Raw genomic sequence first — 26448 nt, forward strand, 5'->3', positions numbered from 1 at the left:
TTTCTCCGGGGCAAATTTGACAGCGCGCCTCAGCATGTTAGGCTTGCGCCATCCCACGACATATTTTTCCACCACATACCGGAGGCTCTGCATGACAGAGAAGAACCCCGAGAAAGGGTATGTCGCCCTGCTCGGCTGGTCGCTGGGCGCCATCGACGCCGCCGAACGCTTCGACCGCCGCTACATCGTCGTCGCCCCGGAGTGGGCCGAGGCCTACTGCCAGGAAAACGACATCCCCCACATCCCCTGGAACTTCGAGCGCCTCAACGACCGCTCCATGGAGATCGCCGAAACCCTGAAGGAGCGCGGCGTCGATGTGGCCATCCCGCTGTTCGAGGAAACCGTCGAGTGGGCCGGCGCCATCAACGCCGTGTTGCAGGCCAACCCGCGCCTGCACGGCCAGGCCATCCTGTTCCGCGACAAGGCGCTGATGAAGCGCCGGGCCCAGTTGGGCGGCATTCGGGTCGGCATCTTCGAGGAGGCCCACGACCGGGGCGACATCATCCGCTTCCTGAAGCGGGTCAGCCAGACCCTGCTCAAGCTGGACGGCGACCCGGCCGACCCGATCCACGTCAAGGCCTTCGACAAGGCCGGCTGCCTGGGTCACCGGGTGATCCGCGAGCCGCAGGACATCGACCTGATCCCCGACGAGGAATTCCCGGTGCTGATGGAAAGCCACCTGGACGGCTGGGAATTCGCCTGCGAGGTGTGGATCCACGACGGCAAGATCCAGTTTCTCAACATCTCTGAATACGTCACCCTGGGCTATTCGGTGTTCGTCCCCGCCTCGCCGGCGCTGGAGGCCTGGCGGCCCCGGGTCGAGCAGGAAATCGAGAAGCTGATCAAGACCTTCGACATCGAGCACGGGTTCATCCACCCGGAATACTTCGTGACCAGCGACGGCACCATGTACTTCGGCGAGGTCGCCTTCCGGCCGCCCGGTTTCAAGGTCTTCGAGCTTCTCGAACGGGTCTACGGCTTCAACGCCTATCAGGCGTTGATCGTCTGCTTCGACCCCAAGTCCACCGAGGAAGAGGTGCGTGCCTTCTTCCCGCGCGAGGTGGTCGATGCCGACGGGTATGCCGGCTGCTTCGGGGTCTACCCGCGCCAGCGCGTGGTCACCGACCTGGAGGTGCCCGAGGAGACCGAGAATCACCCCTACTTCGAATCCCACGAGCTGACCGCGCCCTCCGAAACCAAGGTGACCAAGCGTACCGCCTTCGGCACCCACTGGGGGCTGGTCTATTTCCAGGGCGACGACCCGGACACCCTGCACGGCCTGCTGAAGCGCCAGGAGGCGTTGGACTTCTATCGCTGAGCCTGAAATCGCGGGAGCCGGGGGGTGTTTTGCCCCCGGCCCCGCCTTCGCGCTACCATGCCCGCTGTTCCGGGGCGCCGCTGGCGCCCACAGCCTGGAAAGCCCCCGATGTCGTCGACACCAACCCCACCCGGGCCAACCCCGCCCGGGAGCCCGCCGGCCCCCGCGGCCGAGGCTCCCTCGGCCGATCTCCTCGCGCTGGCCGCCAAGTTCGACCGGGCGCTGGACAAGCTGGCCCAGACCTCGGCCTTCGCCAAGCAGACCACCCGCGGCCCGGTGCTCGACATCGCCTGCCGCCTACTGGCCCGCCCCGGCGGCGCGGCCCAACTGGTCGAGCGGGCCGAACGCCTGGAAGCGGCCGGGGTCTTCCACGGCACCGACTGGGCGCAGCCGGAAATCCTCCAGCCGTCGCTGGCCACCGGCACCCTGACCCACGGCGACCGCCCCACCGCCACCCTGGAAATGCTCAGCGAGTTGCGCCTGCTGGCGGTGGCCCACCGGCACTTCTTCCACCCGCGCATTTCCTCCGAGCAGGCCCAGCACTTCCTGAGCCAGCTTCTGGCGCTCAACCTCAACCGCCTGTTCGGGGCGCCAAGCGAGGCCGAGCGCCAGCACGCCACCCAGGCCACGGCGACCCGCAACGTGTTTGCCCACATGGTGGAACGCATCGGCTTTGCCGAGGTGTTCGGCCAACTGGGCGAGGAGATCGAGCGCATCCTGGCCCAGCGGCCGATCATGGTCGACGACGTCAAGCTGATGGTGACCCGCATCGCCGCCTGCCTGAACGACCCGGAGATCGACAGCGGGGCCTCCGGCCTGGGCGCCGCCCGGCTGGTCAGCGCCCTGTTCGGGCCGACCACCGCCTGCCGCGAGGACCCGGGGCTCGAGGTCTACGCCGAGCGCCTGGACACCCTGGACGACAGCGCCCTGACGCAGGAGGCCCGCGCCTTCGCCCGGGCCATGCATGACACCGGGCTGGTGTCGCCCTACCACGCCGTCTTCCTGCGCCGCGTCAACGGACCCGGGGCCGATCTGGTGGCCCAGGCGCTGGGCCTCAGCAGCACCGGGCGCGAGGCCTTTTCCTGCTATCCGGGGCTGGTCGAAAGCCTGATCGAGGCGGCCATCACGCCGGACACGGCGCAGGCCATCCTCGGCCTCGCCCTGTTGCTGGAGCGCGGCCTGCTGTTCGACCCGGCCATCGGCCCGTCGCTGTGGGGGCACATCGGCCTCACGCCCTGCCCGGCCGCCGCCCAGGCCCTGGCCACCGCCTTCGGCCCGGCCCTGCCGCCGGCCACCCTGCTGCTGGCCGGCACCTTGAGCGTGCTCGGCCAGCCGCTGGGCATCGGGCAGGGCAACAACCCCACCTGTCAGGCGGCGCGGGCGCTGTCCATGTGGGCCCTGGCGGCGCCCGACTACCTGTTGCACCTGCTCGCCCGGGCGGCGCGCGACGATGACATCGTCATGGTCTTCGAGGGGCAACGGCTGTCCTCGGCCGCCCTGCGCAGCGGTCTGGCCAGCCAGCCGCCGATGGACGTGGACCCGGTGTCGGTGGTCCTGGTCCCCCATCTCGACCGCATCTACATGGAAATGGGCCGCCTGTGCGCCGGCCGCCCGGGCGACCCCCACGCCTGGGTGAACAGCGAGATGCACGGCTGGTGGGTGGGCCGCGACACCGCCCTGGCGGTGGACCTGCCGGGCGGCACCCTGGCCGGCGACTACGCCACCTTCGTGCGCCGCTTCTTCGCCCACTACCACCCCCTGCACAACGGCAATGCCCCGGTCACCCACCCCCAACCGGCGGGCATCGCGGTGACCGACAGCCTGGGCCGCTTCATCGGCTGGCACGCGGTGACCATCCTGCGCGTCGGCCTGGGGCCGAAGGGCGACATGCGCCTGTACTTCTTCAATCCCAACTGCGACGGCGGCCAGGACTGGGGCCAGGGGGTGGTGGTTTCGACCGAGGGCAACGGCGAGTGGTTCGGCGAATCCTCGCTGCCGTTCGAATCCTTCGCCAGCCGCCTCTACCTGTACCATTGCGACGCCTGCGACGAGGGCGACCTGGCCGGCGTGGACGCCGAGACGGTGGCCGGCATCGAGGCCATGGCCCGCGCCACCTGGGCGGCACGCTGAGGGGCCGAGGGGATCATCACCGGGGGGCGGATCAGCCCCCCAGGGGCGTCACCCCGTCCAGGGTGCCGAGCGGGCCGTAAAGCTCCGGCCGGCGGTCGCGCAACATCCCCCAGCCGCCCCGGAAGCGGGCCACCTGGTCCAGGTCCAGGGTGGCGGTGATGACCGTCTCCTCGTCCCGTCCGGCTTCGGCCAGCAGGGCGCCGGTGTGGTCGGTGATGAACGACGAGCCGTAGAAGGTGAGCGAACAGCTCGCCCCGTCCTCGCTGCCGATACGGTTCGAGGCCACCACCGGCAGGATGTTGCTCGCCGCGTGGCCCTGCATGGCGCGCCGCCAGTGGGGCTGGCTGTCGTAGCCGGGATCGGTCGGCTCGCTGCCGATGGCGGTCGGGTAGAGCATCACCTCGGCCCCCATCAGGGCGCAGGCGCGGGCCGTTTCCGGGAACCACTGGTCCCAGCAGATGCCCACCCCGAGCCGTCCGCAGGCGGTGTCCCAGACCTTGAAGCCGGTGTCGCCGGGGCTGAAGTAGTACTTCTCCTCGTAGCCCGGGCCTTGCGGGATGTGGCTCTTGCGGTAGGTGTCGAGCACCCGGCCGTCGGCGTCGATCATGACCAGGGAGTTGTAGTAGGTGTTGTTGGCCCGCTCGAAAAAGGACAGGGGCAGGACCACCGACAGCTCGCGGGCCAGGGCGGCGAAGCGGGCGATCACCGGGTTGTCGGCCTTGGGGCGGGCCCAGGCGAAGTATTCGGGGTCCTGGTCCTTGCAGAAGTAGGGTCCCTCGAACAGTTCCTGGAGCAGGATCAGCCCGGCCCCCTTGCCGGCGGCCCGGCGAACCAGGGCCTCGGCGCGGTCCAGGTTGGCGGCGAGGTCGGGCGTGCAGGCCATCTGGGTGGCGGCAACGGTCAGCGTGCGCATGGTGGTGGTGTCCTTCGAAAAGATGCTCAAACCCGGGGCTGCTGCTGGGTGATGCAGTGGATGTTGCCGCCGCCATGGGCGACCACCCGGCTGTCCACCTGGACCACCTGGCGGCCGGGGAAGGCGGCGCCGATCACCTCGGCGGCGGGATCGTCGTTGGGGTCGCCGAAGCGGGGCACGATCACCCCCCCGTTGCAGATGTAGAAGTTGATGTAGCTCAGGGACATGCGCCCGCTGGCCGCGGCCCCCTCGGGATACTCGGTGCGAATCGCCGGCTGGGGCACCTCGATCACCTGGAGACGGCGTCCCCGGGCGTCGGTGGCGGCCTTCAGCAGGTCGCGGTTGTGGGCCATGCGCCGGGTGTTCTCGTCGGCCGGCGCGCCGGCCGAGCCGATCAGCACCACCCCCGGCGCGGCGAAGGCGCAGACGTTGTCGATGTGGCCGTCGGTGTCGTCGTTCTCCAGTCCCTCATCAAGCCAGATCACCGTGTCCACGGCGAGGTACTCGGCCAGGAAGCGCTCGATGTCGGCGACCTCGAGGTGCGGGTTGCGGTTGTCGTTGAGCAGGCATTCCCGGTTGGTGATCAGGGTGCCCTCGCCATCGACATGGATCGAGCCGCCCTCCAGGATCATCGGCCCGGGGAAGCGGCGCGCCCCGGCGGCGGCAATCACGGCGCGGCCGGCCCGGGCGTCGGCGCCATAGTCCTCGATGAAGTGGCCCCAGCCGTTGAAGCCCCAGTCCACCGCCGCCAGACCGCCCGGCCCGACCAGGAAGCCGGGGCCGTTGTCGCGCAGCCAACTGTCATCCAGCGGGCATTCGACAAGCTCGATGTTGTCGCTGCCCAGAAGGTCGCGCGCCCCGCCGATCAGCTCCGGCGGGACCAGCACGCTGACCGGCTCGAAGGCGGCGATGGCCTGGGCCACCCGGGCATGGGCGGCCCGCGCCTCGGCCATCCAGCGGTCGGAGTAGGTGGCCGGATTGCACGGCCAGCTCATCCAGGTGCGGGTGTGGGGTTCGAACTCGCCGGGCATGCGATAACCCAGGTCGCGCGGGGTCTCGATCATCTTCGGGTTCCTGAAAGGGGCGGGCGGGAAACGGGTCGGATCAGGCTATAACCCGGACTTGACGCGCGTCCACAGCCGCGAGCGGGCCCGCAACACATCCTGGGACAGCGGCAGGTCGGGCACCAGGCGGTCCATGATGGCCGGCGGCGGGTAGATGTCGGGGTCGGCCTTGATCTCGTCCAGCACGTGCGGCAGGGCGGCCCGGTTGGCGTTGGCGAAGTACAGGAAGTTGGTGGTCTCGGCGATCACCTCGGGCCGCAGCATGTAGTCGAGGAAGGTGTAGGCGGCCTCGACGTGCGGGGCGTCGGCGGCGATCGCCATCAGATCGACGATCATCAGGCTGCCCGAGGTGGGGATGCGGTAGACGAGGTGGGTGTCCCGCCCGGCTTCCTCGGCCCGCAGGCTGGCGATCCCGGCGTCGCCGTTCCAGGTGATGGCGGCGCAGATGTCGCCGTTGGCGAGGTCGGAGATGATGCGCCCGGAGCCGAAGTGCAGGATGTCGCCGCGCACCTTGGCCAGCAGTGCCTCGGCCTGCGCCAGGTCTTCCGCCGCCCCGCTGTAGGGGTCGAGCCCGAGGTAGATCAGGGCCAGCCCGAGGACGTCGCGCGGGGCGTCCAGGATGGCGATGCCGCAGTCCTTGAGGCGCGCCGTGTGGGCCGAATCGAAGATCAGGTCGAGCGCGTTGTCGGGCAACGCATCAAGCCGCGCCTCGACCAGATCGACGTTGTAGCTCACCCCGATGGTGACCCAGGTGTAGGGCACGCCCAGGGTTCGCCCGCCGGGCAGCCTGTCGAGCCGGGCCAGAATCTCCGGGTCCAGGTTGCCATAGTTGGCAAGCCGCGCCGGATCGACCGGCTGGAGGGCACCGGCGGCCATCAACTGGGGCGCGTTGGAAGTGCTGGGCACCACCACGTCATAGCCGGTGTGGCCGGTGAGCAGCTTGGTTTCCAGCACCTCGGCGGCGTCGAAGACGTCGTAGACCACCTCGATGCCGGTTTCCGCCTCGAAGGCCGCGACCACCTCCGGGCCGATGTAGTCGTACCAATTGTAGACATGGACGCGCGGCGTCTCGGCGCCGGCGGGGCCGGCGAGCAAGGCCAGCCCGAAAAGCAGGGTGGAAAGAAGGGCGGCGCGGCGGCGCGGCCGGCGGCGCGGGTCGGCATGGGGCACGGTGGGCATGGCGGGTCTCCCTGTCGGCGTCGACGGGCGGCCGGGTTGATCCCGTGGCACGCCCCCGGTGGGCGGACGTCTCCCGTTTTTTGCCCGCATTGAAGCGCCCGTCGCCGGCCCTGTATATTCCCCCAAGGGGGTAGGAGAGAGGGAGCCGTCAGGGACGCCATGGGCACCACGCAGCGCACCGACGCGGCCTGGATGGCCGGCTGCGCCGAGTTGGTCGCGCGGCTGGAGCGGCCCGACTTTGCGGCCGCCTTCACCGCCCTGCTGCGCCAGGTGGTGCCGGTGGATACCCTGCTGGTGACCTTCTATTTCCGCGACCGGCCGCCGCGCACCGTGTACCACGAATTGCCGCCCGAGCTGGTCGCCCTGTGCGTCGACACCTATGCCGCCGGGGTCTATCGCCTGGACCCCTTCTTCCAGACCTTCGAGGCCGGCATCGCCGACGGCGTGCACCGGCTGCGCGATCTGGCGCCGGACAACTTCTATCGCTCGACCTACTACCGGACCTTCTATCGGGACACCGGGGCAGAGGACGAGATGGGGCTGTTCAGGCGCCTGGACGCCAACCGGGGGCTGGTCGTTTCGCTGGCCCGCGCCCCGGGCGCCCGGCCCTATGGCGTGGCCCAGCGCCGCCGGCTGGAGGCCGCCTTTCCGTTGCTCATCACGGCGGCTTGCCGCCATTGGGAAGACGCGGCGAGCCGCCATTGGGAAGACGCGGCGGGGCCGGCGGCGGAGGCGGCCGACCCCGTGGCCTCGCATGTCGCCCGCTTCGGCGACGGCCTTCTGAGCGAGCGCGAGCAGGAGGTCGCCGGCCTCATCCTGATGGGCCACTCGACGCTGTCGATCAGCCACCGGCTGGCCATCAGCGAGGGCACGGTGAAGGCCCACCGCAAGCACATTCACGCCAAGCTCGGCATCGCCTCGCAGGCCGAGCTGTTCGCCCGCTTCCTCAAGACCCTGCCGCTCAGGCCTCCAGACGGGCCAGGGCGGCGCTGAGGCGGTCGCGGGTCTGCGTCGCCTCGTCCAGGCGCTCGCGCTGTTCGGCCACCACCTCGGGCGGCGCCTTGGCCAGGAAGCCGGGGTTGCCGAGCTTCTTGTCCAGCTTGGCCATTTCCTTTTCCTGGGCGGCGATGTCGCGGCCCAGGCGGGCCTTTTCCTGGTCGATGTCGATGACCCCGGCCAGCGGCAGCAGCAGGGTGGCCTCGCCGAGCACCATCTGGGCGGCGCCCTTGGTCTCGGCGTCGTCGACCAGGGCGATGCTTTCCAGGCGGGCCAGCCGCTCGATCAGCGCCCCGTGGGTCTCCAGGCGCTGGCGGGTGTCGGCCCCGGCGTCCTTGACCAGCAGGGGCAGGCGACCACCCGGCGGCACGTTCATCTCCGAGCGCACCGAGCGGATGGTGGAGATCAGCTCGACCACCCAGTCCATTTCCGCCTCGGCCTCGGGGGCGGCCAGGGCGCCGCTGTCCGGCCAGCGGGCGGCGATCAACTGACCGCCCTGGCCCTGGGTCAGGGCCTGCCACAGGTGCTCGGTGACGTAGGGCATGAAGGGGTGCAGAAGGACCAGGATGCGGCCCAGCACCCAGGCCGCGGTGGCCTGGGTTTCGGCCCGCGCGGCGGCGTCCTCGCCGCTCAGCAGGGGCTTGGCGAACTCCACGAACCAGTCGCAGAAGGTGTTCCAGGTGAAGGCGTAGGCGGCCCCGGCGGCATCATTGAAGCGATAGGCGTCGAGCCCCTCGGCCACCTTGCCGGCGGCGGCGTCGGCCTTGGCGATGATCCAGCGGTTGAGGGTCAGCTTGACCGCCGCCGGGTCGAAGCCGTCCGCCGGGCGGCAGTCGTTCATCTCGCAGAAGCGGGCGGCGTTCCACAGCTTGGTGGCGAAGTTGCGCGAGCCCTGGACGCGGCCCTCGCTCATCTTGATGTCGCGCCCCTGGGCGGCCAGGGCGGCCAGGGTGAAGCGCAGGGCATCGGTGCCGAACTGGTCGATCAGGTCCAGCGGATCGATCACGTTGCCCTTGGATTTCGACATCTTCTGGCCCTTGGCGTCGCGCACCAGGGCGTGGATGTAGACGTCGCGGAAGGGCACGTCGCCCATGGCGTAGTGGCCGAACATCATCATCCGGGCGACCCAGAAGAAGATGATGTCAAAGCCGGTGACCAGCACGTCGCCCGGGTAGTAGCGGGCCAGGTCCGGGGTCTGCTCGGGCCAGCCCAGGGTGGAGAAGGGCCACAGGGCGGAGCTGAACCAGGTGTCCAGCACGTCGGGATCGCGAACCAGCTCGACCGCCTTGCCGTAGTGCGTCTCGGCGGCGGCGAGGGCCTCTTCCTCGCTCTCCTCGACGAAGGCGGTACCGTCGGGGCCGAACCACGCCGGCACCTGATGCCCCCACCAGATCTGGCGGCTGATGCACCACGGCTGGATGTTGCGCATCCACTCGAAGAAGGTGTTCTCCCAGTGGGTGGGGACGAAGCGGGTGCGCCCCTCCTCCACCGCCTTGATGGGCTCCTTGGCCAGTTCCTTGGCGTCGACGAACCACTGCTCGGTCAGCCACGGCTCGATGACCACGCCGGAGCGGTCGCCATAAGGGACCGTCATCGGGTTGTCGTCGATCTTTTCCAAAAGGCCGGCCGCCTCGATCTCGGCGATCACCTTGTCGCGGGCGGCGAAGCGGTCCAGGCCCTGATAGGCCTCGGGCAGGGTCTCGGTGAGCGGAGTGCCGGCGGCGTCGGTCAAGGGCTCGGTGTGGCCCTCGGGGGTGAAGACGTAAAGCTCCATCGGCCCGCCACGCAGGGCGGCGTTGAGATCGAAGATGTTGATCAGCCGCAAGCCGTTGCGCCGGCCCACCTCGAAGTCGTTGAAGTCGTGGGCCGGGGTGATCTTGACCGCGCCCGAACCCTTTTCCGGGTCGGCGTAGTCGTCGGCGACGATGGGAATCTCGCGCCCGACGATGGGCAGGCGGACGGTCTTGCCGATCAGGTCGGCATAGCGCTCATCCTCCGGGTGGACGGCCACCGCGGTGTCGCCCAGCATGGTTTCCGGGCGGGTGGTGCCGACCACCAGGAAGCGCGAGGGGTCCTCGGCCAGGGGGTAGCGCATGTACCACATCTTGCCGGTGGTCTCGCGCTGTTCCACCTCCAGGTCGGAGATGGCGGTGTGCAGCTTGGGGTCCCAGTTGACCAGCCGGCGGTCGCGGTAGATCAGCCCGTCGCGGTGCAGCATGACGAAGATGCGCCGCACCGCCGCCGACAGCCCGTCGTCCATGGTGAAGCGCTCGCGCGGCCAGTCGGCCGAGGCGCCAAGGGCCCGCAACTGGCGCTGGATGGTGCCGCCGGACTGCGCCTTCCACTCCCACACCTTGTCGATGAAGCCGGCCCGGCCCAGGTCGTGGCGGGTGACGCCTTGGGCCTCCAACTGGCGCTCGACCACCATCTGGGTGGCGATGCCGGCGTGATCGCTGCCCGGCTGCCACAGGGCATCGCGGCCGCGCATGCGGTGATAGCGGATCAGCACATCCTGCAGGGTGAAGGTCAGCGCGTGGCCCATGTGCAGGCTGCCGGTCACGTTGGGCGGCGGCATCATGATGGTGTAGGGCGTTGCGTTGCCCTCGGGGTTGGCGGCGAATACCCCGGACTCCTCCCACTGGCGATAGAGGTCGTTCTCCACCGTTTTGGCGTCGAAGGTCTTGTCCAGCATGGGAATGGCCGTCCTTGGCGTTGGCTTTTCAAGCAATGAACCGGGGGGCCGGACGCGCGGCGGGGCCGCCCGCCGGCTGGCGGGGCGGCCCCGGCGAGAGGCCCGCGAAAACCGAACGGCGGCCGGTTCAGGCGGACCGGCCAGCGGTTCGGGCTTCCGGTTCTATTGATTTTCCGCCCGGTTGACCAGCCTTTCCATTTCCTGGCGGACCATCCGCTCGACCATTCCCGGCAGGTGGTTGTCGAGCCATTCCTTCAGGATGGGCCGCAGCAGTTCCTTGACGATTTCCTCAAGGGTGGTGTGGCCGGCCCCCAGGCCGAGGGCCCGCCCCCGGGCCACGGCGGCGGACAACTCGGCCAGGGCGGTGGCCGAACTGTCGGCGGCCCGCGGCGACAGCAGGCTGTCGGGGCTGGCCGGGCGGGGTGCCGGGTGGGGTGGGGGTGGCGCCGGGGCTGGTTCGGGTTCGGGCTCCCAGGCCGGTTCGGGCTCGGGCTCCGGCTCGTCCGGCAGCAGCATGTCGTCGGTCAACTCAAGGACATCGTCCTCGGGTTCCGGCTCGGGTTCCGGCTCGGGCTCAGGTTCCGGCTCCCAGGCCGGTTCGGGTTCCGGCTCGGGTTCGGGCTCCCATTCCGGTTCGGGTTCGGGTTCGGGCTCCGGTTCGGGCGCCTGGGCGGCCTGCTGCTTGGCTTCCTCTTCCTCGTCCTCCGACAGGATCTTGCGGATCGAGGCGAGGATGTCCTCCATCGACGGTTCCTGCTGGTCGCTATCGCTCATCGCCCCACCCGCTGTTGTCGACCCGCTGTGCCGCAGGAATATGGTTACGCATCGGCCCCTGCCGTGACGGTGGCCATGATCATGAGCATGACCGTGACCGTGACCGTGACCGTGGTCGGTCCATTTACCACGCCCGGCGGGCGGCACCAAGCCACCCCGAGCCGCTCCCACCCTACGGCGGGAAAGTAAACAAAAGGTAGTCCCCCGCGCGATCGGCCCCGGGTGGCGGCCGGGAAAGGACTACCCCGAGTTCTTGTCGCCCTTCTTGTCGGCTTTCTTTTCAGCCTTGGAGAGGGCGGCCAGTTCGTCCTCCAGGCGGTCGGCCAGGGTGCGGATCACCTTGATGCGGGCGAAGCGCTTGGAGTTGCCCTCGATCAGGGTCCACGGGGCGCGCCGGGTCGAGGTCTGCTCGACCATGTCGGTGACCGCCTCCTCGTAGAGGTCCCACTTCTCCCGGTTGCGCCAGTCCTCCTCGGTCAGTTTCCAGCTCTTGTAGGGGATTTCGGCGCGGGCGTTGAAACGCGCCAGTTGCTCGTCCTGGGTGATGTGCAGCCAGTACTTGACGAGCACCGTGCCATGCTCGACCAGTTGATCCTCGAACTCGTTGATCTCGGCGAAGGCGCGCCGCCATTCCTCGGGCGTGGCGTAGCCCTCGACGCGCTCGACCAGCACCCGGCCGTACCACGAACGGTCGAACACGGTCAGCCGCCCGGCGCGCGACAGATGACGCCAGAAGCGCCACAGGTAGTGGTGGGCCTTTTCCTCGTCACTCGGCGCGGCGACCGGGACCACCCGACGGTCGCGGGCATCCAGCGCCGAGGTCAGACGGCGGATGGCGCCACCCTTGCCGGCCGCGTCCTGGCCCTCGAAGACCAGCACGACGGAGCGCCCCCGCGCCTTCCACTGCCGGAACAGGCGGGCCAGACGGGCCCGCTGGTGCCTGAACTCCTGGGCGTAGTCGGCCTTGCTCACCGACTGCGTCATGTCCAGCGCATCGAGCACCGAGGGCTGGCGGGCCAGCACGTCGCCTTCCGGGCGGCCCGACTCCCGGGCCTGGGTCCGGCGGCTGCGCGGGGTTGCCTGATGGGCCGCCTTCTTGAGGTCGGCGGTCATGCGGCGGCGGGCTTCCTGGGTCTTGATGTGGCGCCGGGCGGTGTCGCGCAGGGAGGTCAGCACGGTCAGCGCCCGGTAGCGCGGATCAACCCCCTCGACCAGGGTCCATGGCGCGTGGCCGTGCGAGGTTTCCATGATCAGCCGCTCGGCGCTGGCGATGAACTGGTCGTAGATCTCGAAGTTGGCCCAGTCGCGGGCGGTCACCCGCCACGCCTCCTCGGGGTCCTTTTCCAGGCTTTTCAGGCGCTGTTTCTGGGCCTTCTTACCCAGATGCATCCAGAACTTCAGGATCATCGCGCCATCGTCGGCGAGGCACTTCTCGAAAGCGGCGATGCGCCCCAGGCGGGCCTCGAAGCCGGCGTCGTCGATGCGCCCGTGGACATGATCGAGCATGGGCGCCGAATACCAGCTGGACAGGAACAGCCCGATCTGCCCGTTGGCCGGCAGGTCGCGCCAGTAGCGCCAGAACTCGGGGCGCTCGCGCTCCTCGTCCGAGGACGGGCCGTAGGCGTGGTTGGCGATCCAGCGCGGGTCCATCCACTCGTTCAGAAGGTTCATGGACTCGCCCTTGCCGGCCCCGTCCACCCCGGCGAAGACCAAAACCACCGGAAACGGGCACTGGCGCAGGGTCTGCTGAAGCTCCAGCATTTCGATGCGCAAGGGGTCGGCCAGGGCATCGAAGTCGGCCTTGGGCACCTGGCGGCCCAACTCGGCGGTGCGGAACATGGGCGAACTCCTGGGGGCGGGCGGTGGGCATGACCGTTGGATGACAGGCCCGGTCGATGGTACGCCCCTCGCCGCCTCCCGAAAAGCCGCCATTTCCCGCCACTCCGACACGCTTGAGGTGGGCAAGCGCCGCCCCATCGGGTAGGGTGGGAGCCGCACGCAAGGGGGTGGGCGCCGGGCAAGGCCTCTGCTAGGGTCCGCCCAAGCGCCCCATTCCGCTTCATCACGACTGGACAATTTGCCTGAAACCGGGGTTCGCCCTTTTCAGCGCCGCGCCGGCGGCGGGCCAACGCCTGCCCGCCCACCGAAGAAGGCGTGGCGCCCCATCTCGACGGAGGAAAGACGCATGGCTGTTCGGGTTGCAATCAACGGGTTTGGCCGGATCGGCCGGCTGACCTTCCGCGCCCTGGTGGAATCGGGCCGCACCGACATCGAGGTGGTGGCCATCAACGACCTCGGCTCGGCCCAGGCCAACGCCCACCTGCTGGCCTACGATTCGGTCCACGGCCGGCTGCCCGAGGCCGTCTCGGTGGATGGCGACGACCTGGTGGTTGGCGGCCGCAAGTTCCGCTGCATCGCCCAGCCCGATCCGACCAAGCTGCCCTGGGGCGATCTCGGCGTCGACATCGTCTTCGAGTGCACCGGCATCTTCACCGACAAGGAGAAGGCCCAGGTGCACCTGGACGCCGGCGCCAAGCGGGTGCTGGTCTCGGCCCCCTCCAAGGGCGCCGACCTGACCGTGGTCTACGGCGTCAACCACGACAAGATCGCCGCCGGGCACAAGATCATCTCCAACGCCTCGTGCACCACCAACTGCCTGGCCCCGGTGGTCGACGTGCTCGACAAGACCTTCGGCGTCGACCACGGCTTCATGACCACCATCCACAGCTACACCGGCGACCAGCGCACCGTGGACACCCTGCACAAGGACCTGCGCCGGGCCCGTGCCGCCGCCGTGTCGATGATCCCCACCTCGACCGGCGCCGCCAAGGCGGTCGGTCTGGTGCTGCCCGAGCTGGCCGGCAAGCTGGACGGCGTGGCCATCCGCGTGCCCACCCCCAACGTCTCGCTGGTCGACCTCAAGGTGGTGCTGAAGAAGACCGCCACCGCCGAGGAGGTGAACCAGGCCATGACCGAGGCCGCCAATGGCCGTCTGGCCGGCATCCTGGCCGTCAACACCGCCCCGCTGGTCAGCACCGACTTCAACCACAGCGCCGTCAGCTCGACCCTGGACGCCGACGGGACCAAGGTCATCGAGGGCAACTTCGTGCGCGTCATGAGCTGGTACGACAACGAGTGGGGCTTCTCCAACCGCATGCTCGACACCGCCGTGGCCATCGGCAAGACCCTCTAGGCAGGGTCCGGCCCCGCCGCCCCGCCGCCGGCCGGAGCGCGCCCCCCGCAAAGGGGGCGCCCCGGCCGGTTCCATATCCGCCCGACCGGAGAGACCCTGACATGGCTGACTTCACTCCCCTCGACTCCCTCGATGTGCACGGCAAGCGGGTGCTGGTCCGGGCCGACCTCAACGTGCCCATGCGCGACGGCAAGGTCAGCGACCTGACCCGCGTCACCCGCTCGCTGCCCACCCTGACCCACCTCATGGACAACGGCGCCCGGGTGGTGGTGATGAGCCACTTCGGCCGCCCCAAGGGCGAACGGGTGCCGGAGATGTCGCTCAAGCCGGTGGCCGAGGCGATGGCCCAGGCCCTGGGCAAGCCGGTCGCCTTCGCCGAGGACTGCGTCGGCCCGGCCGCCGAGACCCTGGTCAACGGCCTCGCCCCGGGCGAGATCTGCCTGCTCGAGAACCTGCGCTACCACAAGGAAGAGGAAAAGAACGACCCCGGGTTCGCCCGCCAACTGGCCGAGCTGGGCGATCTTTACGTCAACGACGCCTTTTCCACCGCCCACCGGGCCCATGCCTCGACCGAGGCCATCGCCCAGTTGCTGCCCAACGCCGCCGGCCGCCTGATGGCCGAGGAATTGACCGCCCTGGCCAGCGCCCTGGAAAAGCCCGAGCGCCCGGTGGCCGCCGTGGTCGGCGGGGCCAAGGTGTCGACCAAGCTCGACCTTTTGGGCAACCTGGTGAGCAAGGTCGACCTGCTGATCATCGGCGGCGGCATGGCCAACACCTTCCTCTTCGCCCAGGGCCTGAACGTGGGCAAGAGCCTGTGCGAAAAGGAGATGGCCGACACCGCCCGCCAGATCATGGACAAGGCCAAGGACGCCGGCTGCCACATCGTGCTGCCCACCGATGCCGTGATCGCCGCCGAGTTCGCCGAGAACGCCGCGAGCAAGGTGGTGCCGGTGGGCGAGGTGCCCGACGACATGATGATCCTCGACGCCGGGCCGGCCAGCGCCGAGAGCATCATCGACCGCATCAACGGCTGCCAGACCCTGGTCTGGAACGGCCCGCTCGGCGCCTTCGAGATCAAGCCCTTCGACGCCGCCACCAACGCCGTCGCCCAGGCCGCCGCCCAGCGCACCGCCCAGGGCAAGCTGCTGACCGTGGCCGGCGGCGGCGACACCGTCTCGGCTCTGGCCAATGCCGGGGTGGGCGACAAGTTCAGCTACGTCTCGACCGCCGGCGGCGCCTTCCTCGAATGGCTGGAAGGCAAGACCCTGCCCGGCGTCGCCGCCCTGGCCGACTGATCCCGGCGCCGCCACATGCATCAGGAAGGGGGGCCGTTAGGGCCCCCTTTTTCGTCAGCCGTCCGCGCCGTCCGGCCCCGCCGCCTCGCCCCGGCGCCGTTCGGGGCCGATGTAGTCGGCGCTCCGCTCGAACGGCCGGGGATGGCGCAGCACCGCCTTCACCCGCTCGCCGATCAGCTTGGCCGACACCGGCTTGACCAGGAATTCGTGCACCCCGGCGTCGCGCGCCGCCATCACCCGGGGCTGGTCGGAAAAGCCCGACACCATGATGATGATCACCTCGGCCACCCGGGGCTCGGGGTCGCGGCGGATGACCCGGGTCAGCTCGATCCCGGTCATCGGCGTCATCTCGTTGTCCAGCATCACCACGTCCACCGGCCGGGCGTGCAACACCTCCAGGGCCCCGGCGGCGTCGCCCGCCTCATCGATGTGGCGCGCCCCGACCATGGCCAGCGCCTGCTTGACCAGGTTGCGGGCATTGCGGCTGTCGTCGACGACCAGATAACGCAGACCGCTGATCGCCACGTCATCATCGGCCTTGGCGCCCATCCCGGACGCCGCCTGGCCGGTGGTCTTGGAGTCGTGCTTGTCCATGGTGTCGCCGTGGACCCCGTCCGTGGGTGCCGCCAGCGTGGGCAGCGGCGACACGGTGCCGCGCAGCCAGGCCAAACCGGCAACCGAATCAAATGCCTGGAGGCCGCCGGCACGCCGCCCGGCGGGCTGTCGCAAGGGGGACGATGGCGCCGGCCCACCGCGCCCCCGAGCCGGCCACCAGCCGGGCCGCCCCGGGCCTCGACGTTTCAGGCAATCATCGGGCCGGGACGGAGTCAAGGCGCCGGCCGGCCGACGGCGAGTCGCGGGGGTTCTTGTAATGGCCCGGGCAAGGGGTAGAATGACTCAACCTATTTTTACGCTCGACCATCCACAATAAGGCGGTTTTCATGCCCTCCCACGCTCCCCCCGCCACGCCTTCGGCCGCCCCCTCCGGCGCCGCGTCGGAGGCCGGCTCGGAGGACGCCCAGTTCGCCGCCTTCCAGGCCCGGGCAGAGGCCGCCAACCTCAACCCGCAGACCCTGCTCGCCACCGACTACCTGAACCATTTCAACGAGATCGTCATGCTCATCGAAATGGTCGGCGACATGCCCGACATCCTGGAAGAGTGCCGCGAGTGGGCCCCCAAGGACTACTGCGCCCACTTCGCCGACAGCGCCTTCAAGGACAAGGAGCTGGCCATCGCCGCCTACGCACACGTGCCGGCCCGCTTCAAGGAGCCCTTCGAGGAAACCATCAGCCACCTCGACCACCTGGTGGAACAATCCATCGCCCGCCTCGACGAGGCCATCGCGGCCGGCGACCCGGAAATCATCCAGGTGCGGGCTCATGCCGCCTCGCGCGCCATCCAGCGGGTGATGGACGTCGCCAGCTCGATCATCCACGGCGCCGAGCGGGCCATGCGCCAGGACGAGATCGACAACCTGCTGCAAATCTGAGGCGCCCGCCCCCAGACCCGAGGCACCCTTCCCCCGCCCCGCCAAAGCCGCTACAACCGGGCTCCCCACCCCAGGCCCGCGAGACATCCCCCCTCCATGCCCGAGTTGCCCGCCCCCATCGCCCGCCGGCGCACCTTCGCCATCATCAGCCACCCGGACGCCGGCAAGACCACCCTGACCGAAAAGCTGCTGCTGTTCGGCGGCGCCATCCAGATGGCCGGCGCCGTGAAGGCGCGCGGCGAACAGCGCCGGGCCCATTCGGACTGGATGAAGGTGGAGCGCGAGCGCGGCATCTCGGTCGCCTCCTCGGTGATGACCTTCGACTACGAAGGCTGCACCTTCAACCTGCTCGACACCCCGGGCCACGAGGACTTCTCGGAAGACACCTACCGCACCCTGACCGCCGTCGATTCGGCGGTGATGGTGCTCGACGCGGCGCGCGGCATCGAGGCCCAGACCCTGAAGCTGTTCGAGGTCTGCCGGCTGCGCGACATCCCCATCATCACCTTCGTCAACAAGATGGACCGCGAGGCCCGCGACCCCTTCGAAACCCTGGACGAGGTCGAACAGACCCTGGCCCTGGAAGTGACCCCGGCCAGTTGGCCGATCGGCATGGGCAAGGGGTTCCTCGGCTGCTACGACCTGTTCGACGACCGCCTGATCCTGCTGGCCCGCTCCAAGGGCGAGGTGCCCGACGCCGGCGATCCCTGCCAGGGCCTGGATGACCCCAAGCTCGACGAGCAGCTCCCCGGCCATGCCGTGGAAAGCCTGCGCGAACAGGTGGAAATGGCCCGCGGCCTGTGCCCCGAGTTCGACCTCGAGGCCTATCGCGGCGGCCACATGACGCCGGTCTTCTTCGGCTCGGCGCTCAACAACTTCGGGGTCCGCGAGGTGCTCAAGGGCCTCATCTCGGTGGCCCCGCCACCGCGCCCGCAGCCCACCGCCGCCGGCCCCATCGAGCCGCAGGAGAAGACCACCACCGGCTTCGTCTTCAAGATCCAGGCCAACATGGACCCCAAGCACCGCGACCGCATCGCCTTCATGCGGCTGGCCAGCGGCCACTTCAAACGCGGCATGAAGATGAAGCACGTCCGCTCGGGCAAGACCCTGACCATCCACACCCCGGTCCAGTTCATGGCCCAGGATCGCGAAGTGGCCGAGGAAGCCTGGCCCGGCGACATCATCGGCATCCCCAACCACGGCAACCTGAGGATCGGCGACGCCCTGACCGACGGGGCCGACATCACCTTCACCGGCATCCCCAGCTTCGCCCCCGAAATGCTGCAAAAGGCCCGCCCCGACGACCCCATGAAGGCCAAGCACCTGGGCCGCGCCCTGCAACAGATCGCCGAGGAAGGCGCCGCCCGGGTGTTCAAGCCAAGGATCGGCGCCGACTGGGTGGTCGGCGTGGTCGGGGCGCTGCAGTTCGAGGTGCTGGCCGACCGCATCCGCACCGAATACGGCATCCCGGTCCACTTCGAACCAACCACCCTCTATACCGCCCGCTGGCTGGAAGCCGACGACCACCTGAAACTTAAACGCTTCATCGACGCCAACAGCACCGCCATCGCCGACGATCACGACAACGCCCCGGTGTTCATGGCCCGCAACGCCTGGCACCTCGACCGCGCCAGCGACGACAACCCCGATATCCGCTTCCTGAAAACCAAGGAACAGGTGGGGTAACAAACGACGGGGGCGTTGCCCCCGAAACCCCCACCGGGGGACCGAAGGCGGTCCCCCGGACCCCCTCCTTTCCTGGGCGCGGAACGCTTCAGCCGAGCCAGACCCGAAGGGTGTTTGGGTGCAGGCCGGCTTCGCCGGCCTGCGAAACAACCCGCAAACCAAGAAATACCGCCGGCGTAAGGCACACCGGCAAGCGCTGGTGACAGTTTTTGGCTTGCGCGGGCCAGCAAAGCTGGCCCGCAACCAACCCCAACCGATCCCGGCTCGGTGCCAGTGTTGCATTCCAACGAACTGGCGGGGTCCGGGGAGGCCCGGCCTCCCCGGCGGGGTTGAAGGGGCGGAGCCCCTTTGCTGTCAGGTCACGGGGTTGTGTGTCTCGGCCAGGCATTGGTCGTGGTTGGCCAGCACTTCGATCACCCGGCAGTTGGCGATGCGGCCGCCCTGGCACTGGTCGACCATGCGTTCCAGTTCGCTTTTCAGGGCGGTGAGGTTCTCCAGGCGGCGTTCCACCTCGGCCAGTTGGGCGCGGGCGATGGCGTCGGCGGCGTCGCACGACTGGTCCGGATGGTCCGACAGGCTGAGCAGGTCGCGGATGGCGGGCAGCGGGAAGCCCAGCTCCCGGGCGTGGCGGATGAAGGCCAGCCGCGCCACCTCGGCGGCGCCGTAGCGTCGCTGGTTGCCTTCGGTGCGCGGCGGCGGGGTGAGCAGTCCCTGGGCCTCGTAATAGCGGATGGTCGGCACCTTCACCCCTGCCACCCGGGCCGCCTGACCGATGCTGTAGTCGGCATGTGATGCGGGCATGTGGATTTTCCCCTTGAACCTATAGCGACTGGAGAGTGTACCCAAAAGGCCGGATCGTTGTTCAAGCCTTTCGGAGAGCCCTGTTCCATGTCCGGCTGTTGCCACTCCCACCATCACGATTTCTCGCCCACCATGCCGGCCGGCTATCGGCGGGCCCTGTGGCTGGTCATCGCCATCAACGCCAGCATGTTTTTCGTCGAGATGGCCGGCGGCGCGCTGGCCAATTCCCAGGCCCTGAAGGCCGACGCGCTCGACTTCCTGGGCGACAGCCTGACCTATGGGCTCAGTCTGGCGGTGCTCGGGGCCAGCCTCAAGGTGCGGGCCACCGCCGCCCTGTTCAAGGGCTTCAGTCTGGCCGCCATGGGCCTGTGGGTGTTGGGCGGCACGGCGTGGCAGGTGCTGGTGCTGGGCCTGCCCATGGCCCCGGTGATGGGGGCCATCGGCGTGCTGGCGCTGGTCGCCAACCTGTCCAGCGTGCTGCTGTTGGTGCGCTACAAGGACGGCGACGCCAACGTGCGCTCGGTGTGGCTGTGCAGCCGCAACGACGCCATCGGCAACGTCGCCGTGCTGGCCGCCGCCGGCGGCGTGGCCTTGACCGAAACCGCGTGGCCCGACCTTGCCGTGGCCGCCCTGATGGCCACCCTGTTCCTGTCCAGCGCCAGCCAGATCATCCGTCAGGCCCTCGCCGAGCGCCGCGTGGCGACCACCTGAGCCGCCACCTGAGCCGGCGCGTGGCGCGAAACCAAAGGGCCGCCTCCCCTCGGGGGAGGAGCTCATTGGCCCTGCGCAAGCCATCTTTGGGAGCCTTCGGCCGCCTCGGGGCTTGCGCCGCCTTTCCCGGCTCCCCTCGGGCCGGTTTCATGACTGGCACGGCGCCTCCGAATGCGCTCAAATAGGGCAGAGGCAATCCCCGGCGAGCACCCTACCCAAGAGCACCCTACCCAAGAGCATCAGGACACCGCGCCCGGCGGACCCGGGCCGGCCGGCGCGGCGCTTGATCCGGCCGCGTGCCCCGGGACCAGGGGCGGTCCACCCACAGTCACGCTCGACCGGCACGCTCGACCGGCACGCTCGACCGGGCAACAGCAAGGGGCGGTTCCGGGCCACGGAAAACCGCCCGACAGGGGGGCCGGCCACGGCCACGCTTCGGACAAGGCAAGACAACGCAAGGGAGAGAGACCATGAGCGAGCAGAAGATCGCGCTGGTGACCGGCGGTGCCCGGGGCATCGGCGCCGCCATCGCCGACGCCCTGGAGGCCGACGGCCACAAGGTGGTCATCGCCGACATCGACCAGGCCAAGCTGGCCGAGGCCGCCCAGGCCACTGGCCGGCCGGCCCACCGCCTGGACATCTCGGACTTCGACAACGTCAGCGAGGTGGTGGCGAACATCGAATCCGAGGTCGGGCCGATCTCGATCCTGGTCAACAACGCCGGCATCACCCGCGACGGCTTCATGCACAAGATGAAGCCGGAAAGCTGGAACGCGGTGATTAACGTCAACCTGACCGGCGCCTTCAACACCTGCCGGGTGGTCGCCCCGGGCATGCGCGAGCGGGGCTACGGACGGATCATCAACATCAGCTCGATGAACGGCCAGCGCGGCCAGTTCGGACAGTGCAACTACGCCGCCGCCAAGGCCGGCCTGCTTGGCTTCACCCGCTCCATCGCCCAGGAGCTGGCCGGCAAGGGGATCACCGTCAACGCGGTCTGCCCGGGCTTCATCAAGACCGACATGACCGCCGCCATGCCGGAGGAGATCCTGCAGGCGGAGCAGGCCAAGATCCCGGTCGCCCGCCTCGGCGAGCCGGTGGACATCGCCGACATGGTCGCCTTCCTGGCCCGCCCGCAGAGCAGCTTCATCAACGGCGCCACGCTGTCGGTGAACGGCGGCCAGTACATGGACTAGAGCAGATCCCTAGCGATCCGGAACGGAGCGCCCAAACCGGTTGGCGACGACGGTTTGCGGTAACATCGAAACCCCAGAGCACGTTGGGTCGGTCACAACTCACGCAACGTGCTCTGGGGTAGAGCCACATGCCAAATCCGACCCGCCGAGCGCTTCGGGTTTCACACCATCCGCTCCCGCCGGAAGCCCATGGCGGGCAGGTGCCGGGGGGTTCGGGGATCAACCGGGCGGCCCGAGGAAGTCGCCGAGCGCCGCCAATGCCGCCTGTGGCGCCTCCTCGGGGATGAAATGGCCGGCGGACAAGGGCGCGAAGGTCGCGTCGTCGCACCACGCCCGCCAGATTCCGGGCACGTCGAAGTGGCGCCCCACGCACCCCGTCTCGCCCCACATGACCAGGGTCGGGCAGGTGATGCGCCGGCCCGCCGCGCGGTCGGCGGCGTCGTGGGCCCGGTCGACCTGATAGCCGGCGCGGAAACACTCACACATGGCGGTGATGGCCTGATCGGTGGTGCTGGCCGCCAGATAGGCCTCCAGCGCCAGGGCGTCGTAGGGCACCGGGGTGTCGGACAGGCCGTGCAGGATACTCTCCATGAAGGCCCGGGGGTCGCCGGCGATCAGCCGCTCGGGCAGCGGGCGGGGCTGGGGCAGGAACGAGAAGTAGAAGTAGTCGTGGGCGATCCCGGCATCGAGTCGGTCGTAGAAGTCCAGCGCCGGCACGATGTCCATCACCGCCAGCCGGCTGACCGCCGCGGGATGATCGAGGGCCAGCCGCCGGGCCACCCGCGCCCCCCGGTCGTGGCCGACCAAAGCAAAAGTGGCATGACCCAGGGCGCGCATCACGGCCAACTGCTCGGCCGCCATGTCGCGCTTGGCGTAGGCGGTGCCGCCGGCGACCGACCCCGGCTTGTGGCTTTCGCCACGCCCCCGAAGGTCGGTCAGCACCACCGAGAAGCGCTCGGCCAGGGCCGGGGCCAGTCGATGCCAGCAGAGGTGCGTCTGCGGGTCGCCGTGCAGCATCAGCAGGGGCGGCCCGTCGCCGCCGGTCAGGGCCCGCACGGGCCGCCCGTCGATCTCGATCAGGTGGCGCCGAAAACCCGGCAGCAGCCGGGCGTCGGCCTGTTCAAAGATGGTCATTGATCCATGCCTTGTAGTCGGCGAGAGCGGCTTCGTTGCGCTGGAAATAGGCCCACTTGCCGATCCGCCTGACGGTCACGAAGCCGGCCCGCCGCAACACCTCCAGATGGCGGCTGACGGTGGGCTGGGCCATTTCCAGCCTGGCCGCCAGCAGGGTCACGCAGACCCCGATCTCGGCCGGCGGCCCGGTCACCTGATGGGCGAAATGCGCTTGCGGGTCGGCCAGCCAGCCGAGCACCGAAAGCCGCGCCTGACTGGCCAGCGCCTTGGATTGTTCCAGCCGGTCAACCATCCCGGGACAATAGATCGTCATATAGCTTTTTGTCAATATGACGATGACACGGGATCCGGCCGGCCCGCCCGGGTGTAGGATGGGTCCCCCAAGCCCGCGCCCCGGAGGCCTGCCCATGACGCTCAGCGCCGACCCCTACCACCGCCCGCCCAGCGCCCCGCTGCCGCTGACCGGCGGCTGCCAGTGCGGCCATGTGCGCTACGCCCTGGACGGCCCCTTCGGCGGCTCGGCCCATTGCCACTGCACCGATTGCCGGGCCGCCCACGGCGCCCCCTTCGTCACCTGGACCACGGTGGCCTGGCGGGGCTTCCGCCTGACCGCTGGAGCGCCCACCTGGCGCCGCTCGTCGCCCCGGGCGGCGCGCGCCTTCTGCCCGCGCTGCGGCACGCCGCTGCTGTTCCGGGCCGACGCCTGGCCCGACGAGGTGGACGTGGCAACGGCGACCCTGGACCATCCCGACGCCGTGACGCCGGACCATCACCTGTTCGTCGGCAGTGCCCTGCCCTGGGTCTGCCTGAACGACGGCCTGCCCCGCCACGTGGCCGACAGCGCCTCGCCCCGCCTGGACTCCGCCTGAAGCGACGGCCAGCCGCGCCACCGCGTCCCCTGCCCCCCAGGGGACTTGACACACCCTCCATAACTCGCTGCAATCCGCATAATCGAGCTCGGGAGAACTGGAGAGCCGGACCATGCAGCAGCGTCCATGTCGGAGGATCGGTGCCGCCCGGGCGGTGGTCTTTCCGTCCGGGGCGGCGACCCGTCGTCAGTAGCGGCCCAGGGTGACGCGGGCCTCGGCCAGCTTCTCGTAGCCGTCGTTGGTCAGGCGCACGGCGAAGACGTCGGCGACGTAGGTGTTGCCCTTGCCGCCCGAGCACGGCGGCAGGTAGCCGGGCCGGGCGTAGGAGCCGGTGGCCCGGTTCTGCCTGACGATCCAGGTCCCCTCGGGCAGGCCCTCGGCGGTTTCGCCGGGCACTGCCGGCAGTTCGGCGGTGGGGCTGCCCGGGGCGATGCGGTAGCCGATGATGCCATGCCCGCCATCCTCCGACAGCGGCTGGTAGCTGCGGTCGTTGTACTCGATGACGATGGCGTCGGCCGGCGCCGGAATGCCGGACACCACCAGCGGCGGCGTGGCACCGTGGCCGCCGAACTTGGAACAGTGCTGGCCGGCGGGCAGATGCTCCCCGTCCCAGGCGGCATCGGCGAAGGTGACGGACAGCCCCTCGGCGGCGGCTGGCCCGGCGGTCACGGCGAGCAGGGCGGCGGCGGCAAGACTGGTGCGAACCATGGCGACCTCCTTTCGGCATCCGGCCGGCGGCGAAAGCGGCGGCCGGCTGCCCTCAACATGGCGTGGGGCGGGCGGGTCAACAAACACCCGCCCCCTTCACCGCCCCCGCCCCCGGGTTGCCGGAACGCCTTGAAAGGACCACATTGGCGACGCATCCTTCGGGCCCTTTGCATTCCGGCCCCGTGTGGAGGGAACACCCATGTCCACCCTGTCCCGTCCCGGGCGGCTCACTCTGTGCCTCGTCCTGGTCCTGCCCCTGCTGGTGCCGCTCGCCCGCCCGGCCGCCGGGGAGAGCGGGCAATCGCCCGCCCAAGGGACTGAACAGGCCATCCAACAGTGCAAGTCCGAGCACGCCGGCTGCCTGAACGCCTGCGCCTACCTGAACGGCGACGACGAGGCCCGCCAGACCGGCTGCGAGGCCCGCTGCGCCGCCGACCGCGCCGCCTGCGAGGCCCTGGCCGGCTACGCCAAGGTCAAGCCGTGGCTGGATCAGCAGAAGGAAAGCGTCGACCGCCTGCTCGACGGGCTGAGCCGCGACGGCGACGGCGAACCGGTCACCGGCCAGCGCTGCGACGAGCGGCGCCAAGGCTGCCAGGGCGACTGCGCCGACCGCTTCCCCGAGGAGGACGACGAGGGCCGCCTGTCGTGCACCGCCGTCTGCGAGGCCGAACACGCCGCCTGCCAGACCCTGGCCGGGGTGGAAAAGGCGCGCCCGTGGATTCGCCAGCAGACCGAGAAGCTGCGCGACTTCCTGGACGGCTTCATGGGCACGCCGCCCAAGGATCGTCCCGAGCCGAAGCCCGCCGAACCGGCCAACAAGTCGGCCCCCGAAACCCTCGACATCTGACCCCCGACATCCCATCCACCGACCCAGGAGCCCCCATGTCCGCCACCGGTTCCCCTTACGATTTCGACCTGATCACCATCGGCGCCGGTTCCGGCGGCGTGCGGGCCAGCCGGCTGTCCGGGGCGATGGGGGCCCGGGTGGCCATCGTCGAGGGCACCCGGGTCGGCGGCACCTGCGTGCTGCGCGGCTGCGTGCCCAAGAAGCTGCTGGTCTACGGGGCGCACATCGCCCACGACCTGGAGGACGCCGCCGGCTATGGCTGGACCATCGACGGCGCGCGCCACGACTGGCCGGCCCTGATCGCCGCCAAGAACCAGGAACTGGAGCGCCTGGAAGGGGTCTATCACCGCCTGCTGCGCGAGGCCGGGGTGACCCTGCTGGAAGGCCGGGGCACGGTGGTCGATGCCCACACGGTGGCGGTCGACGGCAAGACCTACACCGCCGAGCGCATCCTGCTGGCCATGGGCGGCTGGCCCACCCTGCCCGACATCCCGGGCATCGAGCACGCCATCACCTCCAACGAGGCGCTTGATCTGAAAGAGCTGCCGAAGCGGGTGACGATTGTCGGCGGCGGTTTCATCGCGGTGGAATTCGCCGGCATCTTCAATGCCCTGGGGGCCGAGGTGACGCTGGTCATCCGGGCCGCCAACATCCTGCGCGGCTTCGACGAGGACGTCCGCCAGACGCTGAGCCACGAACTCGAGAAATCCGGCATCACCATCCGCCGCGACTGCCAGGTGCGCTCGATCGAAAAGACCCCGGCCGGCAGCTACTCCATCCGCTACGCCATGGGCGAGGAGGCGGAGACCGACCTTGTCATGTATGCCACCGGGCGCGCCCCCAACACCGCCAACCTGGGCCTGGAAGAGGCCGGCGTGAAGCTGAACGAACGCGGCGCCGTGCTGATCGACGAGGCGCTGACCACCTCGGTGCCGAGCATCTTCGCACTGGGCGACGTCACCGACCGCATCACCCTGACCCCGGTCGCCACCGCCGAGGGCCGCTGCTTCGCCGAGCGCCAGTTCAACAACCGCCCGCTGGTCATGGACTACGAGAACGTCCCCTCGGCGGTGTTCAGCATGCCGCCCATCGGCACCGTGGGGCTGACCGAAACCCAGGCCCGCCAGCGCTTCGGCGCGGTCGATGTCTACATCAGCCGGTTCAAGGCGATGAAGCACACCCTGTCGGGGCGCGACGAGCGCACCCTGATGAAGCTGATTGTGGAAAAGACCAGCGACAAGGTGGTGGGGGCCCACATGGTCGGGGCCGACGCGCCGGAAATCCTGCAGGGCGTCGCCATCGCCCTGAAGGCCGGGGCGACCAAGGCCCACTTCGACGCCACCATCGGCATCCACCCGACCTCGGCCGAGGAGTTCTGCACCATGCGCGAGCCCCTGCCCGAGCCGGACAACGCCCACACCGAGTGAGCGGGCGTGTCCCCGGGGCTTTCCC

General features: G+C 69.6%; 23 protein-coding genes. 12 read left to right on the plus strand and 11 right to left on the minus strand.

Annotated features, from left to right (window positions below; genetic code table 11):
- Positions 1 to 91 precede the first annotated feature (91 nt).
- A complete protein-coding gene (locus BLR95_RS11395) occupies positions 92 to 1318 on the plus strand; it encodes an ATP-grasp domain-containing protein (RefSeq protein WP_092620020.1) in 1227 nt (408 codons plus the stop codon).
- A 108-nt stretch (positions 1319 to 1426) separates the two neighbouring features.
- On the plus strand, positions 1427 to 3448 hold the full coding sequence (locus tag BLR95_RS11400; protein ID WP_092620021.1) for a hypothetical protein: 2022 nt from the start codon (positions 1427 to 1429) through the stop codon (positions 3446 to 3448).
- A 31-nt stretch (positions 3449 to 3479) separates the two neighbouring features.
- Here the strand turns inward: BLR95_RS11400 and aguB are convergent, their stop codons facing one another.
- From aguB to BLR95_RS11415, 3 genes are read right to left on the minus strand one after another with little or no spacing between them, the layout of a single operon-like run.
- Positions 3480 to 4361: an N-carbamoylputrescine amidase gene (gene aguB, locus BLR95_RS11405; protein ID WP_092620024.1), complete on the minus strand. Its 882-nt coding sequence runs from the start codon at positions 4359 to 4361 to the stop codon at positions 3480 to 3482.
- Positions 4362 to 4387: 26 nt separating this feature from the next.
- Complete coding sequence (locus BLR95_RS11410) at positions 4388 to 5425, minus strand: agmatine deiminase family protein (RefSeq protein WP_245689476.1); 1038 nt, start codon at positions 5423 to 5425, stop codon at positions 4388 to 4390.
- 45 nt (positions 5426 to 5470) lie between these two features.
- Positions 5471 to 6604: an extracellular solute-binding protein gene (locus BLR95_RS11415; RefSeq protein ID WP_092620027.1), complete on the minus strand. Its 1134-nt coding sequence runs from the start codon at positions 6602 to 6604 to the stop codon at positions 5471 to 5473.
- A 159-nt stretch (positions 6605 to 6763) separates the two neighbouring features.
- On the opposite strand from BLR95_RS11415, the gene BLR95_RS11420 reads away from it, so the two are divergent.
- Entirely contained in the window at positions 6764 to 7597 is an 834-nt protein-coding gene (locus tag BLR95_RS11420; RefSeq protein ID WP_092620030.1) for a helix-turn-helix transcriptional regulator, read from the plus strand.
- Here the strand turns inward: BLR95_RS11420 and BLR95_RS11425 are convergent.
- The 3 genes from BLR95_RS11425 to pap all read right to left on the minus strand — a co-directional run bounded on the left by BLR95_RS11425 (position 7566) and on the right by pap (position 12905).
- Positions 7566 to 10292: a valine--tRNA ligase gene (locus BLR95_RS11425; RefSeq protein ID WP_092620033.1), complete on the minus strand. Its 2727-nt coding sequence runs from the start codon at positions 10290 to 10292 to the stop codon at positions 7566 to 7568. The genes BLR95_RS11420 and BLR95_RS11425 overlap by 32 nt on opposite strands.
- A gap of 162 nt (positions 10293 to 10454) precedes the next feature.
- Positions 10455 to 11066 (minus strand): DUF2497 domain-containing protein, encoded by a 612-nt coding sequence (locus BLR95_RS11430; protein WP_143130987.1) that lies wholly within the window; start codon positions 11064 to 11066, stop codon positions 10455 to 10457.
- Positions 11067 to 11306: 240 nt separating this feature from the next.
- Positions 11307 to 12905, minus strand: coding sequence for a polyphosphate:AMP phosphotransferase (gene pap, locus BLR95_RS11435; RefSeq protein WP_092620038.1), 1599 nt, complete (start codon positions 12903 to 12905; stop codon positions 11307 to 11309).
- 346 nt (positions 12906 to 13251) lie between these two features.
- Here pap and gap point away from each other — a divergent pair, with 346 nt between their 5' ends.
- Positions 13252 to 14259 (plus strand): type I glyceraldehyde-3-phosphate dehydrogenase, encoded by a 1008-nt coding sequence (gene gap, locus BLR95_RS11440; RefSeq protein ID WP_092620041.1) that lies wholly within the window; start codon positions 13252 to 13254, stop codon positions 14257 to 14259.
- Between the two features lie 101 nt (positions 14260 to 14360).
- Entirely contained in the window at positions 14361 to 15554 is a 1194-nt protein-coding gene (locus BLR95_RS11445) for a phosphoglycerate kinase (protein ID WP_092620044.1), read from the plus strand.
- 54 nt (positions 15555 to 15608) lie between these two features.
- On the opposite strand, the gene BLR95_RS11450 is transcribed toward BLR95_RS11445, so the two are convergent.
- A complete protein-coding gene (locus BLR95_RS11450) occupies positions 15609 to 16223 on the minus strand; it encodes a response regulator (protein WP_092620047.1) in 615 nt (204 codons plus the stop codon).
- 272 nt (positions 16224 to 16495) lie between these two features.
- Here BLR95_RS11450 and BLR95_RS11455 point away from each other — a divergent pair, with 272 nt between their 5' ends.
- Both BLR95_RS11455 and BLR95_RS11460 read left to right on the plus strand, forming a co-directional pair.
- Positions 16496 to 17044 carry a hypothetical protein gene (locus BLR95_RS11455; RefSeq protein ID WP_245689477.1) on the plus strand — a complete coding sequence of 183 codons (549 nt, stop codon included), beginning with the start codon at positions 16496 to 16498 and terminating at the stop codon, positions 17042 to 17044.
- A gap of 96 nt (positions 17045 to 17140) precedes the next feature.
- Complete coding sequence (locus BLR95_RS11460) at positions 17141 to 18730, plus strand: peptide chain release factor 3 (protein WP_092620050.1); 1590 nt, start codon at positions 17141 to 17143, stop codon at positions 18728 to 18730.
- Between the two features lie 354 nt (positions 18731 to 19084).
- Here the strand turns inward: BLR95_RS11460 and BLR95_RS11465 are convergent, their stop codons facing one another.
- Entirely contained in the window at positions 19085 to 19531 is a 447-nt protein-coding gene (locus tag BLR95_RS11465) for a MerR family transcriptional regulator (protein ID WP_092620053.1), read from the minus strand.
- Between the two features lie 87 nt (positions 19532 to 19618).
- On the opposite strand from BLR95_RS11465, the gene BLR95_RS11470 reads away from it, so the two are divergent.
- Together BLR95_RS11470 and fabG are read left to right on the plus strand one after the other, a co-directional pair.
- A complete protein-coding gene (locus tag BLR95_RS11470) occupies positions 19619 to 20242 on the plus strand; it encodes a cation efflux transmembrane domain-containing protein (RefSeq protein WP_092620055.1) in 624 nt (207 codons plus the stop codon).
- Positions 20243 to 20712: 470 nt separating this feature from the next.
- Positions 20713 to 21438, plus strand: a complete 726-nt coding sequence (gene fabG, locus BLR95_RS11475; RefSeq protein WP_092620058.1) for a 3-oxoacyl-ACP reductase FabG — start codon at positions 20713 to 20715, stop codon at positions 21436 to 21438.
- 219 nt (positions 21439 to 21657) lie between these two features.
- Here the strand turns inward: fabG and BLR95_RS11480 are convergent, their stop codons facing one another.
- Together BLR95_RS11480 and BLR95_RS11485 are read right to left on the minus strand one after the other, a co-directional pair.
- Positions 21658 to 22572, minus strand: coding sequence for an alpha/beta fold hydrolase (locus tag BLR95_RS11480; RefSeq protein ID WP_092620061.1), 915 nt, complete (start codon positions 22570 to 22572; stop codon positions 21658 to 21660).
- The gene (locus tag BLR95_RS11485; RefSeq protein WP_218119541.1) at positions 22559 to 22885 is read right to left on the minus strand and encodes an ArsR/SmtB family transcription factor; all 327 of its coding nucleotides are present in this window, start codon (positions 22883 to 22885) and stop codon (positions 22559 to 22561) included. Before BLR95_RS11485 ends, BLR95_RS11480 begins: the two co-directional genes overlap by 14 nt.
- Positions 22886 to 22979: 94 nt before the next feature.
- Between BLR95_RS11485 and BLR95_RS11490 the strand changes: the two genes are divergently transcribed.
- The gene (locus BLR95_RS11490) at positions 22980 to 23441 is read left to right on the plus strand and encodes a GFA family protein (protein ID WP_092620064.1); all 462 of its coding nucleotides are present in this window, start codon (positions 22980 to 22982) and stop codon (positions 23439 to 23441) included.
- 186 nt (positions 23442 to 23627) lie between these two features.
- Here BLR95_RS11490 and BLR95_RS11495 read toward each other — a convergent pair whose 3' ends face one another.
- Positions 23628 to 24149 (minus strand): hypothetical protein, encoded by a 522-nt coding sequence (locus BLR95_RS11495; RefSeq protein WP_218119542.1) that lies wholly within the window; start codon positions 24147 to 24149, stop codon positions 23628 to 23630.
- Positions 24150 to 24348: 199 nt separating this feature from the next.
- On the opposite strand from BLR95_RS11495, the gene BLR95_RS11500 reads away from it, so the two are divergent.
- On the plus strand, positions 24349 to 24996 hold the full coding sequence (locus BLR95_RS11500; protein ID WP_092620067.1) for a hypothetical protein: 648 nt from the start codon (positions 24349 to 24351) through the stop codon (positions 24994 to 24996).
- A 35-nt stretch (positions 24997 to 25031) separates the two neighbouring features.
- Positions 25032 to 26423, plus strand: a complete 1392-nt coding sequence (gene gor / locus BLR95_RS11505; RefSeq protein WP_092620070.1) for a glutathione-disulfide reductase — start codon at positions 25032 to 25034, stop codon at positions 26421 to 26423.
- The last annotated feature ends 25 nt before the right edge of the window (positions 26424 to 26448 follow it).

The organism is Roseospirillum parvum (assembly GCF_900100455.1).
In the GTDB taxonomy this organism is placed as follows: Bacteria; Pseudomonadota; Alphaproteobacteria; order Rhodospirillales; family Rhodospirillaceae; genus Roseospirillum; species Roseospirillum parvum.

Excerpts from the sequence above, each read along its gene's own strand:
- BLR95_RS11395 (WP_092620020.1), top strand. The coding sequence starts at position 92 with ATGACAGAGAAGAACCCCGAGAAAGGGTATGTCGCCCTGCTCGGCTGG.
- BLR95_RS11400 (WP_092620021.1), top strand. The coding sequence starts at position 1,427 with ATGTCGTCGACACCAACCCCACCCGGGCCAACCCCGCCCGGGAGCCCG.
- aguB (WP_092620024.1), bottom strand. The coding sequence starts at position 4,361 with ATGCGCACGCTGACCGTTGCCGCCACCCAGATGGCCTGCACGCCCGAC.
- BLR95_RS11410 (WP_245689476.1), bottom strand. The coding sequence starts at position 5,425 with ATGATCGAGACCCCGCGCGACCTGGGTTATCGCATGCCCGGCGAGTTC.
- BLR95_RS11415 (WP_092620027.1), bottom strand. The coding sequence starts at position 6,604 with ATGCCCACCGTGCCCCATGCCGACCCGCGCCGCCGGCCGCGCCGCCGC.
- BLR95_RS11420 (WP_092620030.1), top strand. The coding sequence starts at position 6,764 with ATGGGCACCACGCAGCGCACCGACGCGGCCTGGATGGCCGGCTGCGCC.
- BLR95_RS11425 (WP_092620033.1), bottom strand. The coding sequence starts at position 10,292 with ATGCTGGACAAGACCTTCGACGCCAAAACGGTGGAGAACGACCTCTAT.
- BLR95_RS11430 (WP_143130987.1), bottom strand. The coding sequence starts at position 11,066 with ATGAGCGATAGCGACCAGCAGGAACCGTCGATGGAGGACATCCTCGCC.
- pap (WP_092620038.1), bottom strand. The coding sequence starts at position 12,905 with ATGTTCCGCACCGCCGAGTTGGGCCGCCAGGTGCCCAAGGCCGACTTC.
- gap (WP_092620041.1), top strand. The coding sequence starts at position 13,252 with ATGGCTGTTCGGGTTGCAATCAACGGGTTTGGCCGGATCGGCCGGCTG.
- BLR95_RS11445 (WP_092620044.1), top strand. The coding sequence starts at position 14,361 with ATGGCTGACTTCACTCCCCTCGACTCCCTCGATGTGCACGGCAAGCGG.
- BLR95_RS11455 (WP_245689477.1), top strand. The coding sequence starts at position 16,496 with ATGCCCTCCCACGCTCCCCCCGCCACGCCTTCGGCCGCCCCCTCCGGC.
- BLR95_RS11460 (WP_092620050.1), top strand. The coding sequence starts at position 17,141 with ATGCCCGAGTTGCCCGCCCCCATCGCCCGCCGGCGCACCTTCGCCATC.
- BLR95_RS11465 (WP_092620053.1), bottom strand. The coding sequence starts at position 19,531 with ATGCCCGCATCACATGCCGACTACAGCATCGGTCAGGCGGCCCGGGTG.
- BLR95_RS11470 (WP_092620055.1), top strand. The coding sequence starts at position 19,619 with ATGTCCGGCTGTTGCCACTCCCACCATCACGATTTCTCGCCCACCATG.
- fabG (WP_092620058.1), top strand. The coding sequence starts at position 20,713 with ATGAGCGAGCAGAAGATCGCGCTGGTGACCGGCGGTGCCCGGGGCATC.
- BLR95_RS11480 (WP_092620061.1), bottom strand. The coding sequence starts at position 22,572 with ATGACCATCTTTGAACAGGCCGACGCCCGGCTGCTGCCGGGTTTTCGG.
- BLR95_RS11485 (WP_218119541.1), bottom strand. The coding sequence starts at position 22,885 with ATGACGATCTATTGTCCCGGGATGGTTGACCGGCTGGAACAATCCAAG.
- BLR95_RS11490 (WP_092620064.1), top strand. The coding sequence starts at position 22,980 with ATGACGCTCAGCGCCGACCCCTACCACCGCCCGCCCAGCGCCCCGCTG.
- BLR95_RS11495 (WP_218119542.1), bottom strand. The coding sequence starts at position 24,149 with ATGGTTCGCACCAGTCTTGCCGCCGCCGCCCTGCTCGCCGTGACCGCC.
- BLR95_RS11500 (WP_092620067.1), top strand. The coding sequence starts at position 24,349 with ATGTCCACCCTGTCCCGTCCCGGGCGGCTCACTCTGTGCCTCGTCCTG.
- gor (WP_092620070.1), top strand. The coding sequence starts at position 25,032 with ATGTCCGCCACCGGTTCCCCTTACGATTTCGACCTGATCACCATCGGC.